This is a genomic window from Streptomyces naganishii JCM 4654 (assembly GCF_014650575.1).
Taxonomy (GTDB): domain Bacteria; phylum Actinomycetota; class Actinomycetes; order Streptomycetales; family Streptomycetaceae; genus Streptomyces; species Streptomyces naganishii.
This window is the reverse complement of sequence record NZ_BMVF01000017.1, coordinates 44,795-63,169: the sequence shown is the minus strand read 5'-3', so window position 1 is coordinate 63,169 and position 18,375 is coordinate 44,795. Positions and strand designations below refer to the sequence as shown.

Annotated in this window: 18 protein-coding genes; 3 read left to right on the top strand and 15 right to left on the bottom strand. The window is 70.2% G+C overall.

The features are described from left to right. Positions 1–48: 48 nt before the first annotated feature. The 3 genes from IE217_RS26740 to IE217_RS26730 all read right to left on the bottom strand — a co-directional run bounded on the left by IE217_RS26740 (position 49) and on the right by IE217_RS26730 (position 2,983). Positions 49–705: a vitamin K epoxide reductase family protein gene (locus tag IE217_RS26740; RefSeq protein WP_190180510.1), complete on the bottom strand. Its 657-nt coding sequence runs from the start codon at positions 703–705 to the stop codon at positions 49–51. Positions 706–995: 290 nt separating this feature from the next. Then, positions 996–2,258, bottom strand: a complete 1,263-nt coding sequence (gene hisS / locus IE217_RS26735; RefSeq protein ID WP_190180509.1) for a histidine--tRNA ligase — start codon at positions 2,256–2,258, stop codon at positions 996–998. An 11-nt stretch (positions 2,259–2,269) separates the two neighbouring features. After that, positions 2,270–2,983, bottom strand: coding sequence for an MBL fold metallo-hydrolase (locus IE217_RS26730; RefSeq protein WP_190180508.1), 714 nt, complete (start codon positions 2,981–2,983; stop codon positions 2,270–2,272). A 168-nt stretch (positions 2,984–3,151) separates the two neighbouring features. On the opposite strand from IE217_RS26730, the gene IE217_RS26725 reads away from it, so the two are divergent. Together IE217_RS26725 and IE217_RS26720 are read left to right on the top strand one after the other, a co-directional pair. Continuing rightward, entirely contained in the window at positions 3,152–3,976 is an 825-nt protein-coding gene (locus tag IE217_RS26725; RefSeq protein ID WP_190180507.1) for a peptidylprolyl isomerase, read from the top strand. A gap of 137 nt (positions 3,977–4,113) precedes the next feature. Then, complete coding sequence (locus tag IE217_RS26720) at positions 4,114–5,343, top strand: DUF349 domain-containing protein (RefSeq protein WP_190180506.1); 1,230 nt, start codon at positions 4,114–4,116, stop codon at positions 5,341–5,343. Between the two features lie 127 nt (positions 5,344–5,470). Here the strand turns inward: IE217_RS26720 and relA are convergent, their stop codons facing one another. The 8 genes from relA to ruvC all read right to left on the bottom strand — a co-directional run bounded on the left by relA (position 5,471) and on the right by ruvC (position 14,684). After that, positions 5,471–7,984: a GTP pyrophosphokinase gene (relA, locus tag IE217_RS26715; protein ID WP_190180505.1), complete on the bottom strand. Its 2,514-nt coding sequence runs from the start codon at positions 7,982–7,984 to the stop codon at positions 5,471–5,473. 202 nt (positions 7,985–8,186) lie between these two features. Then, on the bottom strand, positions 8,187–8,726 hold the full coding sequence (locus IE217_RS26710) for an adenine phosphoribosyltransferase (RefSeq protein WP_190180582.1): 540 nt from the start codon (positions 8,724–8,726) through the stop codon (positions 8,187–8,189). A gap of 5 nt (positions 8,727–8,731) precedes the next feature. Then, positions 8,732–9,847 carry a protein translocase subunit SecF gene (secF, locus tag IE217_RS26705; RefSeq protein ID WP_190180504.1) on the bottom strand — a complete coding sequence of 372 codons (1,116 nt, stop codon included), beginning with the start codon at positions 9,845–9,847 and terminating at the stop codon, positions 8,732–8,734. Between the two features lie 3 nt (positions 9,848–9,850). Beyond that, positions 9,851–11,638, bottom strand: a complete 1,788-nt coding sequence (secD, locus tag IE217_RS26700; protein ID WP_190180581.1) for a protein translocase subunit SecD — start codon at positions 11,636–11,638, stop codon at positions 9,851–9,853. A 141-nt stretch (positions 11,639–11,779) separates the two neighbouring features. Continuing rightward, positions 11,780–12,283, bottom strand: coding sequence for a preprotein translocase subunit YajC (yajC, locus tag IE217_RS26695; protein WP_190180503.1), 504 nt, complete (start codon positions 12,281–12,283; stop codon positions 11,780–11,782). A gap of 163 nt (positions 12,284–12,446) precedes the next feature. Further along, on the bottom strand, positions 12,447–13,517 hold the full coding sequence (gene ruvB / locus IE217_RS26690; RefSeq protein WP_190180502.1) for a Holliday junction branch migration DNA helicase RuvB: 1,071 nt from the start codon (positions 13,515–13,517) through the stop codon (positions 12,447–12,449). Between the two features lie 25 nt (positions 13,518–13,542). Further along, the gene (gene ruvA, locus IE217_RS26685) at positions 13,543–14,148 is read right to left on the bottom strand and encodes a Holliday junction branch migration protein RuvA (protein WP_190180501.1); all 606 of its coding nucleotides are present in this window, start codon (positions 14,146–14,148) and stop codon (positions 13,543–13,545) included. Then, entirely contained in the window at positions 14,145–14,684 is a 540-nt protein-coding gene (gene ruvC, locus IE217_RS26680) for a crossover junction endodeoxyribonuclease RuvC (protein WP_190180500.1), read from the bottom strand. The genes ruvA and ruvC overlap by 4 nt, the downstream gene beginning before the upstream one ends. Positions 14,685–14,991: 307 nt before the next feature. Between ruvC and IE217_RS26675 the strand changes: the two genes are divergently transcribed. Beyond that, complete coding sequence (locus tag IE217_RS26675; protein WP_190180499.1) at positions 14,992–15,300, top strand: hypothetical protein; 309 nt, start codon at positions 14,992–14,994, stop codon at positions 15,298–15,300. Positions 15,301–15,362: 62 nt separating this feature from the next. Here the strand turns inward: IE217_RS26675 and IE217_RS26670 are convergent, their stop codons facing one another. From IE217_RS26670 to IE217_RS26655, 4 genes are all read right to left on the bottom strand, one after another. Then, positions 15,363–16,115, bottom strand: a complete 753-nt coding sequence (locus IE217_RS26670; RefSeq protein WP_190180498.1) for a YebC/PmpR family DNA-binding transcriptional regulator — start codon at positions 16,113–16,115, stop codon at positions 15,363–15,365. A 48-nt stretch (positions 16,116–16,163) separates the two neighbouring features. Beyond that, complete coding sequence (gene pdxT, locus IE217_RS26665; RefSeq protein WP_190180497.1) at positions 16,164–16,775, bottom strand: pyridoxal 5'-phosphate synthase glutaminase subunit PdxT; 612 nt, start codon at positions 16,773–16,775, stop codon at positions 16,164–16,166. A gap of 8 nt (positions 16,776–16,783) precedes the next feature. Beyond that, entirely contained in the window at positions 16,784–17,698 is a 915-nt protein-coding gene (gene pdxS / locus IE217_RS26660; RefSeq protein WP_190180496.1) for a pyridoxal 5'-phosphate synthase lyase subunit PdxS, read from the bottom strand. 129 nt (positions 17,699–17,827) lie between these two features. Next, on the bottom strand, positions 17,828–18,370 hold the full coding sequence (locus IE217_RS26655; RefSeq protein WP_190180495.1) for a LemA family protein: 543 nt from the start codon (positions 18,368–18,370) through the stop codon (positions 17,828–17,830). Positions 18,371–18,375 lie beyond the last annotated feature (5 nt).

The following is an 18,375-nucleotide window of genomic DNA, read 5'->3' as shown; positions in this document are numbered from 1 at the left end:
GAAACCCTATGTCACGCCACTGACAGCCCGGCCGGGGCCGGGTCCGCCTCAGGCCCAGAGGCTGCTGCCCCAGCGGGTGAAGATGAGCATGGCGATGACGCCGCAGTGCGTGACCGGCAGGACCCAGGTGAACTCCATGAGGAAGTTCTTGACGGGGCGCGGGGCGGGCAGGAAGTCGTTGCGGACGTTGTGCGAGGTCACGTACCAGAACATGGTGATGGTGGCGACCCAGGCCAGTGAGCACCACAGGCACAGGGCGTTGATCCGGTACAGGGACTGGAACTGGAGCCAGGTGACGAAGCAGACACCGAAGAGGGTGCCGAAGTTGAAGGTCAGCCAGTACCAGCGCGGGAAGGTGGCGCGGGCGAGCAGGCTCATGCCGACGCAGATGACGATGCCGTAGCAGACGAGGCCGAGCCAGGGGTTGGGGAAGCCGAAGGCGGCGGCCTGCTTGCTCTCCATGACGCTGCCGCAGGAGACGATCGGGTTGAGGCTGCAGCTCGGCGTGAACGTCTTGCCGCTGAGCTTGCCCTCCATGATCTTCTGCTTGTCGAGCGTGATGACCCAGGCGGCGAGCAGTCCGGCCGCGCCGGTGATCACCAGCATCAGCGCGAAGGCGCGGCTGCCGCCCACCGTGCGCGGAGAGTGGACCGCGCGCTCGGGTTCGGGCTCCGTGGAGACGTCCTTGACTGTCGTCTTGCTCATCACGCCGATTCCGTCACTTGTGAGTCGGACCTTCTTCGGGCATGGCCATTGTGCCGCACGCGTGCGTGTCTTCACCGTTCGGTGAACATAAGGAGATACGGGCGCGCGGCCCAGGGCGTTCGGTTCCGGACAAGGTCCGCGCGCAGGTCCGTACCCCAAGGCGACCGGCACGCGTGCGTGCCGGTCGCGCTTCGGAATCATTCGGCCGCGTGAAGCGGCGGGCGCGGAGTTGACGTCCGGCCGCCCCCACTCGTCTCGGCCGTTCGCCCCGGCCGCTCGTCCGCCGGCGCTCAGCCGAGGCGTGACTCCAGTTCCGCCACGATCTCGTCCACGCCGATCGCCGTCTGCTCGCCGGACTCCATGTCCTTGAGCTGGACGACGCCCTCGGCGAGGTCGCGCTCACCGGCGACCAGGGTGAAGCGGGCGCCGCTGCGGTTGGCGTTCTTCATGGCGCCCTTGAGGCCCCGGTGCCCGTAGGAGAAGTCGGCCGCGATGCCCACCTTGCGCAACTCGGTGACCTTCGCGAACAGCAGGCGGCGGGCCTCCTCGCCGAGCGGGACCGCGAACACGCTGGTGGTGGCGGGCAGGCGCAGCTCCACGCCCTCCGCCTCCAGTGCCAGGACCGTGCGGTCCACGCCCAGCGCCCAGCCCACCGAGGGCAGCGCGGGGCCGCCGATCATCTCGGACAGGCCGTCGTAGCGGCCGCCGCCGCCCACCGCGGACTGCGAGCCGAGGCCGTCGTGGACGAACTCGAAGGTGGTGCGCGTGTAGTAGTCCAGGCCGCGGACCAGCTTGGGGTCGTCCTCGAAGGAGACGCCGGCGGCCGTGATCAGCTCGCGGACCTCCTCGTGGTACGCCTTGCACGCGTCGCACAGGTAGTCGCGCAGCAGCGGGGCCTCGGTGAGCTGCTTCTGCACGTCGGGGCGCTTGTCGTCGAGCACCCGCAGGGGGTTGATCTCGGCCCGGCGCAGGGTGTCCTGGTCCAGGTCGAGGCCGCGCAGGAAGTCCTGGAGCGCGGCCCGGTAGACCGGGCGGCACTCCTTGTCGCCCAGGCTGTTGAGCAGGATGCGGAAGTCGCGCAGGCCCAGCGAGCGGTACGCCTGGTCGGCCAGGATGATCAGCTCGGCGTCGAGCGCCGGGTCCTCCGCGCCGATCGCCTCGGCGCCGACCTGGGAGAAGTGGCGGTAACGGCCCTTCTGCGGGCGCTCGTAGCGGTAGTACGAGCCCGAGTACCAGAGCTTGACCGGGAGGTTGCCGGCCTTGTGCAGGCCGGCCTCCAGGGCGGCGCGCAGCACGGAGGCGGTGCCCTCGGGGCGCAGGGCGAGGCGGTCGCCGCCCTTGGTCTCGAAGGCGTACATCTCCTTGGTCACGATGTCGGTTGACTCGCCGACACCGCGGGCGAACAGCTCGACGTTCTCGAAGCCGGGCGTCTCGATGTAGCCGTAGCCGGAGTTGCGCAGCGGGGCGGCGATCGCCTCGCGGACCGCCAGGTAGGTCGCGGAGTCCGGCGGGATCAGGTCGTAGGTGCCCTTGGGGGCCTTGAAGGTGCTCACGAAGTGTCTCGTCACATTCCTCGTCGGGGAGCGGCGTCCGCGTCCGCTCCCGGGCCGGCCGCCACCTGCCGCAGATAGGGGTTGGTGGCGCGCTCCCGGCCGATGGTCGTCTGGGGGCCGTGGCCGGACAGCACCACGGTCGAGTCGTCGAGCGGCAGGCACACGCGGGCCAGCGAGTCGAGCATCTCGGCCATGTCACCGCCGGGCAGGTCGGTGCGTCCGATGGAGCCGGCGAAGAGCAGATCCCCGGAGAAGAGGACCGGCGGGATGTCCGCGGCCCCGGGCATCCGGAACGTCACCGACCCCTTGGTATGGCCGGGCGCGTGCGCGACGGAGAACTCCAGGCCGGCCAGCTCCAGCCCGGTGCCGTCGGCCAGTTCCCTGACGTCGTCCGGCTCCCCCACGGTCAGGTCCCCCATCAGCGGCGTGCCCACGGAGAGGCCGAGGGCCTTGCCGGGGTCGCTCATCATGTACCGGTCGGCCGGGTGGATCCAGGCCGGCACGTCGTGCGCGCCGCACACCGGGACGACCGAGGCCACGTGGTCGATGTGGCCGTGCGTGAGGACGACGGCGACGGGCTTGAGCCGGTGCTTGCGGACCGCCTCCGCGACGCCGTCGGCGGCCTGGTGGCCCGGGTCGATGATCACGCACTCCTCACCGGCGGCGGGGGCGACGAGGTAGCAGTTCGTCCCCCAGGCCCCGGCGGGGAACCCGGCAATGAGCACGATCGTCCTTCGTTTGTGTCGATACGGGCGGCCGCGGCCGCGGTCAGAGCCTACCGGCGCTGCCGGATCCTCAGCGAACCCATATACGGTACGGGGCACACGCAGACGGTCGGCTCGCACGACGCATGTGTACCGGTCGGCACCCACGACGCATGAGGAGAGAACCCGGTGGTCAGCCAGGAGCAGCGGCGGCGTCAGCTCGCCCGGGAGAAGTTCTTGCGGCAGCAGCAGCGGCGCACCGCCGCGCGGCGCAAGGCGCGGATGCGCAACTCCGTGATCGCGTCGGTGCTCGGCGTGGTCGTCATCGGCAGCGTCGCGCTCTACACGACCGGGGTGCTGAAGAACGGCAAGGACGACAAGTCGAACGCGAGCGCGCAGGTCACTCCGAGCGCCTCCGCGCCCAGCAAGGCGCCGGATCCGTGCGCGAAGCCGGCCGCGGGCTCGGTGAAGAAGCTGAGCTGGAAGAAGGAGCCGGCGATGACGATCGACACGTCGGCGAAGTACACGATGAAACTCGCCACCACGTGCGGCGACATAGACGTGGCGCTGAAGACGTCGGCCGCGCCGCACACGGTGAACAGCTTCGACTTCCTCGCCGGGCAGGGCTTCTTCGACCACACCAAGTGCCACCGGCTCACCACCAACAACATCTACGTGCTCCAGTGCGGCGACCCGACGGGCACCGGCAGCGGCGGTCCGGGCTACACGCTGCCGGACGAGAATCTCAAGGACGCGAGCCTGAAGGGCAACGTCTATCCCGCGGGCACGGTGGCGATGGCGAACACCGGGCAGAAGCACACTGGCGGCAGCCAGTTCTTCCTGGTCTACCAGGACAGCCCGCTCCCGCCCAGCTACACCCCCTTCGGTACGATTTCCGAGTCCGGACTGAAGGTGCTGAAGAAGATCGCCGCCGCGGGTGAGAACACGGGCGGCGGCGACGGAGCCCCCAACGCGACGGTCGTGATCAACAAGGCGACGGTCGCCAAATCCTGAGCGTCAACTGCGGAATTTCGGTCGCGCGGGATGCGGACAGGCAACCCGCCGGTCGCCTATGTTGGCCGTGACGAAACTGTGGACGATGCCCGGGGGAGCTTCGAGCCCCCTCGCAGGCATCATGTGGAGGAGGCGCTGTGAGCAGCGACCCGTGGGGCCGCGTCGACGAGACGGGGACCGTGTACGTGCGTACGGCCGACGGCGAGCAGGTCGTCGGTTCCTGGCAGGCGGGCTCCCCCGAGGAGGCGCTGGCCTACTTCGAGCGCAAGTACGAGGGCCTGGTTGTCGAGATCGGCCTCCTCGAGAAGCGAGTACGGACCACCGATCTGTCCGCGAAGGACGCCCAGGCCGCCATCGGCCACCTTCGGGAGCAGGTGGACGCGCACCACGCGGTCGGTGACCTGGACGCGCTGCGCACCCGCCTGGACAAGCTGGTCGAGACCGTGGAGTCGCGGCGCGAGGAGCGCAAGGCGCAGCGCGCCCGGCAGGCCGACGAGGCCCGGCACGCCAAGGAGGCCCTGGTCGTCGAGGCCGAGCAGCTCGCCCAGTCCGACCAGTGGCGGGCGGCCGGTGAGCGGCTGCGCGCGCTGGTGGACACCTGGAAGGGGCTGCCGCGCCTGGACCGCAAGTCCGACGACGAGCTGTGGCACCGCTTCTCGCACGCGCGCTCGGCGTTCTCCAAGCGGCGCAAGGCGCACTTCGCACAGCTGGACGCGCAGCGCGAGGAGGCCCGCAAGACCAAGGAGCGGCTGGTCGCCGAGGCCGAGGCGCTGTCGGACTCGACGGACTGGGGCCTCACGGCGGCCCGTTACCGCGAGCTGATGGCGGAGTGGAAGGCCGCGGGCCGTGCCCAGCGCGAGCACGAGGACGACCTGTGGAACCGCTTCCGCGGCGCCCAGGACGTGTTCTTCGCCGCCCGCAGCTCGGTGTTCGCCGAGCGGGACGCCGAGCAGACGGAGAACCTGAAGCTGAAGGAGGAGCTGGCCGAGGAGGCCGAGAAGCTCCTGCCGATCGCCGACCTGAAGGCCGCCCGGGCCGCCTTCCGCTCGATCAACGAGCGCTGGGAGGCCATCGGTCATGTGCCGCGCGACGCGCGTCCCCGCGTCGAGGGCCGGATGCACACGGTCGAGCGCGCCATCCAGGAGGCCGAGGAGGCCGAGTGGCGGCGGACCAACCCGGAGGCACGCGCGCGTGCCGAGGGTCTGACCGGTCAGCTCCAGGCCGCCGTGGACAAGCTCAGGGGCCAGATCGAGCAGGCGCGGGCCCAGGGCAACAACGCGAAGGCGGACAAGCTCCAGCAGGAGCTGGACGGCCGTCAGGCGCTGCTGGACCAGGCGCTGAAGGGTCTGCAGGAGTTCGGCGGCTGAGCTGCCGCCCGCCTCGCCGCCTCGGCGGTGGCGTTAAGGCTGAGGGCTCCCGTACCTCGTCGGTACGGGAGCCCTCAGCCGTTTCGCCCCGGCCGTCTCGCGGGGCCTCACGCCCCGCTGTGCGCCTCTACGCCCTGCTGCGTGCCGAGGTGACCCGGTAGACGTCGTAGACGCCCTCGACGCCGCGTACGGCCTTCAGGACGTGTCCCAGGTGCTTGGGGTCGCCCATCTCGAAGGTGAAGCGGGAGGTGGCGACGCGGTCGCGGGAGGTCTGGACGGCCGCGGAGAGGATGTTGACGTGCTGGTCGGACAGCACGCGCGTGACGTCCGACAGCAGCCGGGAGCGGTCCAGGGCCTCCACCTGGATGGCGACCAGGAACACCGAGGACTGGGTGGGCGCCCACTCGACGTCCAGGATGCGCTCGGGTTCGCGCGACAGTGACTCCACGTTGACGCAGTCGCTGCGGTGAACCGATACTCCGCTACCCCGCGTGACGAATCCGATGATCGGGTCGCCGGGAACGGGCGTGCAGCAGCGGGCCAGCTTGACCCACACGTCCTCGACGCCCTTGACGACGACGCCCGGGTCGGCGCTGGAGCGGCGCTTGCGGCCGCGTCCGCGCGAGGGCGGCACGCTCTCGTCGATCTCCTCGGTGGCCGCCTCCTCGCCGCCGAGCGCCTGGACGAGCTTCTGCACGATGTTCTGCGCGGAGACATGGCCCTCGCCGATCGCCGCGTACAGCGCGGAGATGTCCGAGTAGCGCATCTCGTGCGCGAGGGTGACCAGCGAGTCCCCGGTGAGGATGCGCTGGATCGGCAGGTTCTGCTTGCGCATGGCGCGGACGATGGCGTCCTTGCCCTGCTCGATCGCCTCGTCCCGCCGCTCCTTGGAGAACCAGGCGCGGATCTTGTTCCGGGCGCGGGGCGACTTGACGAAGCCGAGCCAGTCGCGGGAGGGTCCGGCGCCGGTCGCCTTGGAGGTGAAGACCTCCACCAGGTCGCCGTTGTCCAGGGTGGACTCCAGCGGTACGAGGCGGCCGTTGACGCGGGCTCCTATGGTGCGGTGGCCGACCTCGGTGTGCACCGCGTAGGCGAAGTCGACGGGGGTGGCGCCGGCCGGCAGCGCTATGACATCGCCCTTGGGGGTGAAGACGAAGACCTCGTTGCGGGAGAGGTCGAAGCGCAGCGACTCCAGGAACTCGCCGGGGTCCTCGGTCTCCTTCTGCCAGTCCAGCAACTGCCTGAGCCACGCCATGTCGTTGATGGCGTCCTTGTCCTTGGCGGACGACTTGGGCGCGTCGGTGCGGACCTTGGAGGCGCCGGCGACGGCCTCCTGCTTGTACTTCCAGTGGGCGGCGATGCCGTACTCGGCGCGGCGGTGCATGTCGAAGGTGCGGATCTGCAGTTCCACCGGCTTGCCGTTGGGGCCGATGACCGTCGTGTGCAGCGACTGGTACATGTTGAACTTGGGCATCGCGATGTAGTCCTTGAACCGGCCGGGGACCGGGTTCCATCGCGCGTGCACGGTGCCGAGGGCGGCGTAGCAGTCGCGGACCGTGTCGACGAGGACGCGGATGCCTACCAGGTCGTAGATCTCCGCGAAGTCGCGACCGCGGACGATCATCTTCTGGTAGACGCTGTAGTAGTGCTTGGGCCGGCCGGTGACGGTGGCCTTGATGCGGGCTGCGCGCAGGTCTGCCTGGACCTCGTCCGTGACGATCGCCAGGTACTCGTCGCGCTTGGGGGCGCGCTCGGCGACGAGGCGGACGATTTCGTCGTACATCTTGGGGTAGAGGATCGCGAAGGCGAGGTCCTCCAGTTCCCACTTGATGGTGTTCATGCCCAGGCGGTGGGCGAGCGGCGCGTAGATCTCGAGGGTCTCGCGCGCCTTCTTCTCCTGCTTCTCGCGCTTGAGGTACCGCATGGTGCGCATGTTGTGCAGGCGGTCGGCGAGCTTGATGACCAGCACGCGCGGGTCCTTGGCCATCGCCACGACCATCTTGCGCACGGTCTCGGCCTGCGCGGCCTCGCCGAACTTGACCTTGTCCAGCTTGGTGACGCCGTCGACGAGGAGGGCGACGGTGTCGCCGAAGTCGCGGCGGAGCTGGTCCAGGCCGTACTCGGTGTCCTCGACGGTGTCGTGCAGCAGGCCGGCCATCAGCGTGGCCGGGTCCATGCCCAGCTCGGCGAGGATGGTGGTGACGGCAAGGGGGTGCGTGATGTACGGGTCGCCGCTCTTGCGCTTCTGGCCGCGGTGCCAGCGCTCGGCGACCTGGTAGGCGCGCTCGATCTGGCGCAGGGTGGCGTTCTCGATCTTCGGGTCGTTGCTGCGCACTATCCGCAGCAGCGGCTCCAGGACCGGGTTGTACGGGTTCGCGCGCTGCACGCCGAGGCGGGCGAGGCGCGCGCGGACGCGGTTGGAGGAGCCGGAGCGCGCGCTCTGCCCGGCGGCCGGGCGGACCGGAGGGGCGGGTTTGGGGCGCGAGACCTCGGCGCTCTTCTCGACGGGCGCGGACTGGGCGTGCTCGACCGAGCCGCGGGCGTCGTTCTTCGCGTGCGACACGTTCGGCGCGGGCTTCGCCGCGGACGCCGAGGCGGACTCGGGCTTGGCGGCGGTCAGTGGCTGGGCCTCGTCTGGCAAGAGGGCTCCTCGTGCACGATCCGGGTCCCCCGGTCAGGCTCCGGAGATCCCATGGTAGCGATCCCGGGCGCCAGGATCGCCTCGAGCCCGATGTGCGGGCTGTTCACCGTGAGAACACGCGAGACGGGCGCCGGATTCCTCCGGGCCCGTCTCGGTGGCGGTGCGTGACGCGCCGGTCGCCTGCCGTGGCCTCCGGGCGGGTTCAGATGCGGAGCAGGGCCTCCAGCGGGGCCGCGCCCAGGGTGGGCTCGAGGCGGCCGCGGCCGCCCAGGAAGCCCAGTTCCATGAGGACGGCCAGGCCCGCGACCTCCGCTCCCGCCCGGCGGATGAGCTGGACGGAGGCCTCGGCGGTGCCGCCGGTGGCGAGGACGTCGTCGACGACCAGGACCCGGTCCTCGCCGGTCAGGTCCTCGGCGTGCACCTCGATCTCGGCCGAGCCGTACTCCAGGTCGTAGGCTTGGCGCAGGGTGGCTCCGGGGAGCTTGCCCGCCTTGCGGACCGGGATGAAGCCCAGGCCCGCGCGGACGGCGACCGGGGAGCCGAGGATGAATCCCCGGGCCTCCAGGCCGACGACCTTGGTCGCCCCGGTGCTCTCGGCGATGTCCGCGAGCGCGCCGGTGAGCGCGGTGAACGCCACGGGGTCGGCCAGCAGCGGGGTGATGTCCTTGAACATCACGCCCGGCTCCGGGTAGTCCGCCACGTCACGGATGCGGCTGAGCAGCAGCTCCTGCACGTCGGTCATCGCGGTCATCGGCGCTTCCCCGAAGGCCGGCCGCGGCCGCGGCCGCGGGACGCGGACTGGCCGCGCGGGCCGACCACGGCGGGCGCCGCGTCCTCGGCCTCGTCGTCGAACGCCGCCTCCGCGCCGCCCACCGGCACCGGCTCGCCCTCGGCGCCGGACTGCGCCCGCTTGGCCAGGACGCGCTTGCGCAGGGCCTTCATCTGCGGCTCGCGCTCCTTGAGGTCGGCGACGAGCGGGGTGGCGATGAAGATCGAGGAGTACGCACCGGCCGCGAGGCCGACGAAGAGCGACAGCGAGATGTCGTTCAGCGTGCCGGCCCCGAGGAAACCGCCTCCGATGAACAGCAGACCCGCGACCGGCAGCAGGGCGACCACGGTGGTGTTGATGGAGCGCACCAGTGTGCCGTTGATCGACCTGTTGGCGATGTCGCTGTAGGTGAAGCGGGTCTGCTTGGTGATGTCCTTCGTCTGCTCCTTGAGGCTGTCGAAGACGACAACCGTGTCGTAGAGCGAGTATCCGAGGATCGTCAGCAGACCGATGACCGTGCCGGGGGTGACCTCGAAGCCGACCAGGGCGTAGATGCCGGTGGTGATCGTGATGTCGTGGATCAGGGCGACCAGCGCTGCCACGGCCATGCGCCACTCGAAGGCGATCGCCAGGTAGATCACGACGAGGACCATGAAGATCGCCAGGCCTTCCCAGGCCTTGTTGGCGATCTGCTCACCCCAGCTCGGGCCGACCAGGTCGGCGTTGATCTGTTCCGAGCTGACGTTCAGGTCCTTGGCCAGCGTGTCCTTGATCGCGTCGGACTTGCCGGTGTCGATCCCCGCGATCTGGACGCGCAGCGCGCCGGTGCCGAGCTTCTGCACCACGGCGTCATGACCGGAGGCCTGCTTGGCGTACTGCTCGGCCTGGGCCACCGTGGCGCTGGTCTTCGGGGTGGTGAAGACCGCTCCGCCCTGGAACTCGATGCCCATGTTCAGGCCGCGCACCGCCAGGCCGACGATGGCCGTGATGGTGATCAGGATGGAGATGCCGTACCAGATCTTGCGCTTGCCGACGAAGTCGTAGCTGATCTCGCCGCGGTGCAGTCGAGCGCCGAGGTTGCCGAGTTTCGACATCGCTCATGCCTCCTTCGGGTCGACAGGGCCGGCGGTCGGACCGGCGGGACGGCGGGTGCGGCGCAGCGGCGGTTTCGCGCCCAGGCTCTTCGGGTCGAGGCCGGACCACTTGTGGCCGTTCGCGAAGAACTTGCGGCGGGCGAGGAGCGTCATCAGCGGCTTGGTGAACAGGAAGACGACGACCACGTCCAGCAGGGTGGTCAGGCCGAGCGTGAAGGCGAAGCCCTGGACCTTGCCGACGGTCACGATGAACAGGACGGCGGCGGCGAGGAACGAGACGAAGTCGGACACCAGGATGGTGCGCCGGGCGCGCGGCCAGGCCCGCTCGACCGCGGGTCGCAGCGAACGGCCCTCACGGATCTCGTCCCGGATGCGCTCGAAGTAGACGATGAACGAGTCGGCGGTGATACCGATGGCGACGATGGCGCCGCAGACCGCCGGCAGGTTCAGCGCGAAGTGGATGGTCGGGCCGAGCAGGGCCATGATCACGTAGGTGAGGATCGCCGAGACCGACAGGGACGCGACGGCGACGAGCGACAGACCGCGGTAGTACACCACGAGGTAGAGGACCACCAGGGCCAGGCCGATCGCGCCGGCGATGAGGCCCGCCTGCAGCTGCTCGCCACCGAGAGCGGCGGTCACGGTGGTGACGCTCGACTCCTTGAAGGTCAGCGGGAGCGCTCCGTACGACAGCATGTTGGCGAGGCTCTGCGCCTCCTGCTGGGTGAAGTGGCCGGAGATCTCCGCGTTGCCGCCGGTGATGGCCGTCTGCACGTACGGGTGGGAGACCACCTGGTCGTCGAGGACGATCGCGAACTCGTTCTGCGGGCTGGGCTTCTGGGCCAGCTGACCGGTGATGTCGGCGAACTTGCTCGAGCCCTTGGAGTTGAAGGTCATCTGGACCTGCCAGCCGCTGGCGCCCTGGGTGTCGAAGGCGGCCTGCGCCTTCTTCACCTCCTGGCCGTCGACCGCGACCGGTCCGAGCAGGAACTTGCTCCAGACCTTGCCGTCCTGGCCGCACGCGACGGTGGGCTCACTGGGCTTGGCGTCCTTGCCGGCACCGGCCTGCTCTGCGGGCTTGGTGCAGTCGAGGGCGGCGTAGCGGGCCTGGAGGCCGGCGGAGGCGCTGCTCGCCGAGGGGGAGGGAGTCGCCGACGGCTTGGCGCCCGGGGAGGTGGACGCGCTCGGCGAGGGGGTGGAGCCGGCCTTCAGGGCGTCGGTGACGGCACGGCCCTGGGACGTCGGCGTCGCCTTGGGAGTCGCGGTGGCGGACGAGGAGCCCTTGGCCTGCGGGGTCGAGCCGGTGGAGGGGCCGGCGCCCGGCTTCGGCGAGGAGCTGCCGCCGGAGGTCGCGCCCGGCGACGGGCTCTGACCGGGGGCGCCGGAGACCTCCTGCTGCAGCACCGGGCGGAAGTACAGCTTGGCGGTGGTGCCGACCTGCTGCTGCGCTTCCTTGGAGTTCGTGCCGCGCGGGATGTTGACGATGATGTTGCGATCGCCCTGTGTCTGGACCTCCGTCTCCGACACGCCCAGACCGTTGACACGGCGGTTCATGATGTCGACCGCGGTGTCCATGTTGGCCTTGTTGATCGCGTTGGGCTGCCCCGGCTGGTTGACCGCCGTCAGCGTGATGCTGGTTCCACCGGCGAGGTCGATACCGAGACGGGGGGTGGTATGTCCCGAGGCGAACATTCCGCCGGTGAGCGCCACGATGGCGATCAGGATGAGGGCCAGCGAGCGCCCCGGCTTGCTCTGGGCGCTCGCGCTCCGGCCCCTCTTAGGTGCTGCCACCTTCTCGTACTCCCTCTCGGGCCGCTCCACGCCGGTGGGCGCGGTCGGCCGTGACATGGTGTCGGGCTGTTCCGTGCGGGAAACAGGCACGCCCGGTGGTGCCCGGGGCGGGATTATGCCGCGAACACCACCGGGGCGTGACTACTTCGTGCCGGAGTCGCCGTCGCTCTTCTTGGGCTCGTCCTGCGCCTCGACCTCGGCGACCTCGGGAGCCTCGGTGCCGTCCTCGGCGTCCTTCTTGCCGAGGTCGATCTTGTCGTCGGAGGCGGCGGCAGCGGCGGCGGAATCGCCGGTCCCGTCGGTGCCGGTGAGGGAGGAGGCGTCGTCCGGGACGATGTCGGTGTCGGACTTCAGGTCGTGCTCGATGCCGTGGACGATGCGGTTGTACTCGTCGTCCGTCAGGACGGTCGCGATCGCGTTCTTGGCGAACAGCAGCTCGACGCCCGGGCCCGCGTCGAGGAGGACCGTGTCGTCGCTGACCTCCTTGACCGTGGCGTACATGCCCCCGATGGTGCGGACTCCGCTGCCGGGCTGCATCTGGTTCCGCATTTGGGCGGCCTGCTGCTGCTTGCGCTTGGCCGACCGGGTCATCAGGAACATGGCCCCGATGAGCACGATGAACGGGAGGAGGGTCACGAGACTCACGGGTCGGTACTTCCTTCACACGACCGCGAAGTGAGCGGCCTGATGGTTGGGGGTATGTGTGCTGCCCGCTGAGGCGGCATCGGCGGAGTCTAAGCGAGTCCGCGCGCAAGGAACAACGCTCAGCATGGCACCTGGGTTCCTCCCGGGGCCAATGCCGTTCGCGTCACGCCCCGAACAGATCTTGTTGTCCGTTTCCCGCGGAGGCCGGACGGGGCGGGGTCAGGCCCAGGTGTGCCCAGGCCGCGGGGGTCGCCACCCGCCCGCGCGGGGTGCGGGCGAGCAGGCCCTCGCGTACGAGGAAGGGCTCGGCGACCTCCTCCACGGTCTCGCGCTCCTCCCCCACCGCGACGGCGAGGGTGGACAGGCCCACCGGGCCGCCGCCGAACAGTTTCAGCAGTGCCTGGAGCACCGCACGGTCGAGCCGGTCGAGGCCGCGGGCGTCCACCTCGTAGACGGCGAGGGCGGCCGCGGCGATCTCGCGGGTGATGACGCCGTCCGCCTTGACCTGCGCGTAGTCGCGGACGCGGCGCAGCAGGCGGTTGGCGATGCGGGGGGTGCCGCGGGAGCGGCCGGCGATCTCGGCGGCGCCGTCGGTGTCGACCTCCACGTCGAGCAGGTGCGCCGAGCGGTGCACGACCCGCTCCAGCTCGGCGGGCTCGTAGAACTCCATGTGCGCGGTGAAGCCGAAGCGGTCGCGCAGCGGGGGCGGGAGCAGTCCCGCGCGGGTGGTGGCGCCGACCAGGGTGAAGGGGGGCAGGTCCAGGGGGATGGCGGTGGCGCCGGGGCCCTTGCCGACGATGACGTCGACGCGGAAGTCCTCCATCGCCATGTAGAGCATCTCCTCGGCGGGCCGGGACATGCGGTGGATCTCGTCGAGGAAGAGGACCTCTCCCTCCTGGAGGGAGGAGAGGATGGCGGCGAGGTCGCCGGCGTGCTGGATGGCAGGGCCCGAGGTGATGCGGATGGGCGCGCCCATCTCGGCGGCGATGATCATGGACAGGGTGGTCTTGCCGAGGCCGGGGGCGCCGGAGAGCAGCACGTGGTCGGCGGTGGCGCCGCGCGCGCGTGCGGCGCGCAGCACGAGGTCGAGCTGTTCGCGGACCTTCTCCTGGCCGATGAACTCGCCCAGGTCCTTGGGGCGCAGGGCGGCCTCGACGGCCTGGTCCTCACGGTCGGCGGACGCACCGACGAGCCGCTCCGAAGCGTGGCTGTCGGTCGTGTCGTCCCAGTTCATGGAGTGTGCCTCGATCGTCGTGGGGTCAGCGGGCGCGGTTCAGAGTCTGCAGGGCAGCCTTGAGCAGCCGGCCCACTTCCGGGGTGCCGTCCGCGCCCTCGGCCTGCGGGGCGACGGCGGCGACGGCCTCGTCGGCCTCCCGGGTGGCGTAGCCGAGGCCGATGAGGGCCGCGTGCAGCTGGTCCCGCCAGCCCTGGCTGACGGGCGCGCCCACGACCGGCGCGCCGAGGGGCTCGCCGAGGCGGTCCTTGAGCTCCAGCAGCAGCTTCTGGGCGCCCTTCTTGCCGATGCCGGGCACGGCGGTGAGGGCCTTCTCGTCATCGGTGGCCACGGCGCGGCGCAGTGCGTCCGGGGTGTGCACGGCCAGCATGGCCTGAGCCAGGCGCGGACCCACTCCGCTCGCCGTCTGGAGCAGTTCGAAAGTCTGGCGTTCGTCGTCGTCGGCGAAGCCGTACAGGGTGAGGGAGTCCTCGCGGACCACGAGTGACGTGTGCAGCCTGGCGGGCTGCCCGAGGCGGAGGGCCGACAGCGTGTTCGGCGTGCACTGGACGGCCATGCCGACGCCGCCGACCTCGACGACGGCTGCGTCGGGGGCGAGTGCGGCGACCGTGCCGCTGACGAAGGCGATCATGCCGTTCGGCCTTTCGTTGATCTGACGGTGTGGCGGGCGACCGCCTGCTGGAGCCGGTTCTGAGCGGGGGCGCGCCAGATGTGGCAGATGGCGAGCGCGAGGGCGTCGGCGGCGTCGGCCGGCCTGGGCGGTGCGCCCAGCCGGAGCAGCCGCGTGACCATGGCCCCGACCTGTGCCTTGTCGGCGCGACCGCTGCCGGTGACGGCGGCCTTGACCTCACTGGGCGTGTGCAGCGCGACGGGGATGCCGCGCCGGGCGGCGCACAGCATGGCGACGGCGCTGGCCTGGGCGGTGCCCATCACGGTGCGCACGTTGTGCTGGCTGAACACCCGCTCGACGGCGACGAACTCGGGCCGGTGCTCGTCCAGCCACGCCTCGATGCCCTGCTCGACGGCCACGAGACGGTGGCCGAGGTCGGCGTCCACGGGCGTGCGGACGACGCCCACTCCCAGCATGGTCAGCGGCCGGCCCGCGACGCCCTCGACCACGCCGACACCGCATCGCGTGAGCCCAGGGTCCACACCGAGTACGCGCATCGCGCTCCGCCACCCCCTCTGTTCCTCTGTGCCGACTCGGGGCTTCCGGCCCCGCTGGTGTGCCAGGTTATGCGGCGGCGCCGACAACGCGTCCCCGACCCAGTTGATCAAGCACAGGCAAAGGATCAAAACGTACCAGGTGAGGATGTCTGGGAAAGTCGCTGGACGCCCGGTATGCGCGACGGATTCCCGATTGCTTCCCCCGCTTGATCACTTATAAGTTCTCGAACGGCCGTACGAAAGACCATCGTCCGGCCGACGTCGGACAGACGTCCATATCGCTGAAGACAAGAGAATCGGGGAACCCATGCGCTCGATGGCCAAGATCGCCGTGACCGCTTCCATGCTGCTGGCCGGGGTGGCCGTCGCCACTCCCGCGCAGGCCGCCACGGCTTCGTCGGGCCTGACGAAGGGCCGCAGCGGATGCTTCAACTACTCGTACGGTGACGGCATTTCGACCACGACCGTGTACTTCCACAACATCTGCAAGACCGAGGCCACGATCAACATCTGGTGGAAGGACGGCAAGGTGGAGTACATGAAGGCCGCGACCGTCCCGGCCGACGGCAAGGGCCACCTGAAGCACACCGGCTCCATCAAGGAGATCGACGGCTGATCCACGTCGCCCGAACGAAGAATGGCCCGCCGAAGGAATTTTCGGCGGGCCATTCGGCGTGCTCAGGCGTCGACCTTCTCCATGACCTCGTCGCTGACGTCGAAGTTGGCGAAGACGTTCTGCACGTCGTCGCTGTCCTCGAGGGCGTCGATCAGCTTGAAGATCTTCTTGGCGCCCTCCTCGTCCAGTTCGACCTGCATGGTGGGGACGAAGTTGGCGTCGGCGGAGTCGTAGTCGATGCCGGCCTCCTGGAGGGCGGTGCGGACCGCGACCAGGTCGGTGGCCTCGCTGATGACCTCGAAGGACTCGCCGAGGTCGTTGACCTCCTCGGCGCCGGCGTCCAGGACGGCGGCCAGGACGTCGTCCTCGGTCAGCTCGCCCTTGGGGACGATGACGACGCCCTTGCGGTTGAACAGGTACGACACCGAGCCCGGGTCGGCCATGGAACCGCCGTTGCGGGTCATGGCGACGCGCACCTCGGATGCGGCGCGGTTGCGGTTGTCGGTGAGGCACTCGATGAGCACCGCGACACCGTTCGGCCCGTAACCCTCGTACATGATCGTCTCGTAGTCGGCGCCGCCGGCCTCGAGACCACCGCCGCGCTTGATCGCGGAGTCGATGTTCTTGTTGGGCACCGACTGCTTCTTGGCCTTCTGGACGGCGTCGTAGAGCGTCGGGTTGCCCTCGAGGTCGACCCCGCCCATCCGGGCCGCGACCTCGATGTTCTTGATCAGCTTCGCGAAGAGCTTGCCGCGCTTGGCATCGATGACGGCCTTCTTGTGCTTCGTCGTGGCCCATTTAGAGTGGCCGGACATCTGCCTGTCTCCTTCGCGTAACCCGTCTCTGTACGAACTCCAGAGATCCTACAAGGATCCGGGTGCCCTCTTGGCTCGCACCATGTCGGCGAACAGCCGGTGCACGCGGTGGTCGCCGGTCAGTTCCGGGTGGAACGACGTGGCCAGCGCGTCGCCCTGGCGGACCGCGACGATGTGGCCGTCGTGCTCGGCGAGCACCTCGGCCCCGGCGCCGACGGACTCGACCCAGGGGGCACGGATGAAGACGCCCTCGACAGGATCGCCCTCCACGCCCTTGACGTCGACCGCGGCCTCGAAGGACTCGTTCTGGCGCCCGAAGGCGTTGCGGCGCACGATCATGTCGATGCCGCCGACGGTCTCCTGGCCCGAGCGCGGGTCGAGGATCTTGTCGGCCAGCATGATCATGCCCGCGCAGGTGCCGTAGACGGGCATGCCGTCGCGCACGCGCGCGCGTAGCGGGTCCATCACTCCGAACAGGACGGCCAGCTTGGAGATGGTGGTGGACTCGCCGCCGGGGAGGACCAGGCCGTCGACCTCGGCGAGCTCTTCGGGGCGCCGCACCGGCCTGGCCACGGCGTCGGCCGCGGCCAGGGCGATGAGGTGCTCCCGTACGTCGCCCTGGAGGGCCAGGACGCCGATGACAGGGGCTTCGTTGGACATGGAGGTGATTACCAGCCGCGGTTGGCGTAGCGCTCGGTCTCGGGGAGGGTGTCGCAGTTGATGCCGACCATGGCCTCGCCCAGGTTGCGGGAGGCGTCCGCGATGATCTTCGGGTCGTCGTAGAAGGTGGTGGCCTTCACGATGGCGGCGGCGCGCTTGGCCGGGTCGCCGGACTTGAAGATGCCGGAGCCGACGAAGACGCCCTCGGCGCCGAGCTGGCGCATCAGGGCGGCGTCGGCCGGGGTGGCCACGCCGCCGGCGGAGAACAGCACCACCGGGAGCTTGCCGAGCTCGGCGACCTCCTTGACGAGCTCGTAGGGGGCGCGCAGCTCCTTGGCGGCGGCGTACAGCTCGTGGTTGTCGTAGCCGCGCAGGCGGGCGATCTCGTTCTTGATCTGGCGCAGGTGGCGGACCGCCTCGACGACGTTGCCGGTGCCGGCCTCGCCCTTGGAGCGGATCATGGCCGCGCCCTCGGCGATGCGGCGCAGGGCCTCGCCGAGGTTGGTGGCGCCGCAGACGAAGGGGGTGGTGAACGCCCACTTGTCGGAGTGGTTGACCTCGTCGGCCGGGGTGAGGACCTCGGACTCGTCGATGTAGTCCACGCCGAGGGACTGCAGGACCTGGGCCTCGACGAAGTGGCCGATGCGGGACTTGGCCATGACCGGGATGGAGACGGCGTCGATGATGCCCTCGATCATGTCCGGGTCGGACATGCGGGCCACGCCGCCGTCCTTGCGGATGTCGGCCGGGACGCGCTCCAGGGCCATGACGGCGACGGCGCCCGCGTCCTCGGCGATCTTCGCCTGCTCCGGCGTGACGACGTCCATGATCACGCCGCCCTTGAGCTGCTCGGCCATGCCGCGCTTGACGCGGGCGGTGCCGGTCTCGGGAGTCTGGGCGGAGTCGGGAATCGTGGTGGACACGGGTGACCTCACATCGGTGGAAAAGAGGGGTTTGATGCAACCCCGAGGAAACGCGAATGGACCAGTCCACGGCAAGGGCCAATGGGGAGCCGGTGGATCCTTTTGGCCCGGCCCGCGGGCGGCGGCGGGCTAGGCGGCCCGTTCCACCAGCGCCGTCGGCGGTTCGTCGTCCATCTCGAAGGCCATGGGGAAGGGGGCGTGCCCCGCCAGGCGGAACCAGCGGACCTTGCGGTGTTCGCGGAGCCTGCGGGCGGCGCCCACGGCGTCGTTGTGGAAGCGGCGGGCCATCGGCACCCTGCGCACCGCCTCGGTCAGCTCGTGCGCCGCCTCCTCACCGCCGGGGGCCTCGCGGACCGCCTCCACCTGCGGGGTCTCGGCGAACACCGCGCGCAGCGCCTGGCTCAGCTCGCTCTCGGCGACCTCCCGCTGGTCCTCCTCGGCCTGGCGCGCGGCGTGCGCGGCCTCGTACAGCACGATGGAGGCGGCGGGGTCGAGGACGCCGGAGGTCGCCAGCTCCTGCGCCACGGAGGCGCGGCGCAGCAATTGCGCGTCGAGGGCGGCGCGTGCGGCGTCGATACGGGCGTGCAGCCGGTCCAGCCGCCCGGCCGTCCAGCTCAGGTAGAGGCCGACGGCGACCAGCGCCACGAGGATCCAGATCAGGGTTGCGGTCACGGTCG

What these genes read in the sequence shown, in the direction of transcription:
- IE217_RS26740 (WP_190180510.1), bottom strand. Translation starts at nt 705, where the DNA reads ATGAGCAAGACGACAGTCAAGGACGTCTCCACGGAGCCCGAACCCGAG.
- IE217_RS26710 (WP_190180582.1), bottom strand. Translation starts at nt 8,726, where the DNA reads ATGACCGACGTGCAGGAGCTGCTGCTCAGCCGCATCCGTGACGTGGCG.
- secF (WP_190180504.1), bottom strand. Translation starts at nt 9,847, where the DNA reads ATGTCGAAACTCGGCAACCTCGGCGCTCGACTGCACCGCGGCGAGATC.
- ruvB (WP_190180502.1), bottom strand. Translation starts at nt 13,517, where the DNA reads ATGAACTGGGACGACACGACCGACAGCCACGCTTCGGAGCGGCTCGTC.
- ruvA (WP_190180501.1), bottom strand. Translation starts at nt 14,148, where the DNA reads ATGATCGCCTTCGTCAGCGGCACGGTCGCCGCACTCGCCCCCGACGCA.
- ruvC (WP_190180500.1), bottom strand. Translation starts at nt 14,684, where the DNA reads ATGCGCGTACTCGGTGTGGACCCTGGGCTCACGCGATGCGGTGTCGGC.
- IE217_RS26675 (WP_190180499.1), top strand. Translation starts at nt 14,992, where the DNA reads ATGCGCTCGATGGCCAAGATCGCCGTGACCGCTTCCATGCTGCTGGCC.
- IE217_RS26670 (WP_190180498.1), bottom strand. Translation starts at nt 16,115, where the DNA reads ATGTCCGGCCACTCTAAATGGGCCACGACGAAGCACAAGAAGGCCGTC.
- pdxT (WP_190180497.1), bottom strand. Translation starts at nt 16,775, where the DNA reads ATGTCCAACGAAGCCCCTGTCATCGGCGTCCTGGCCCTCCAGGGCGAC.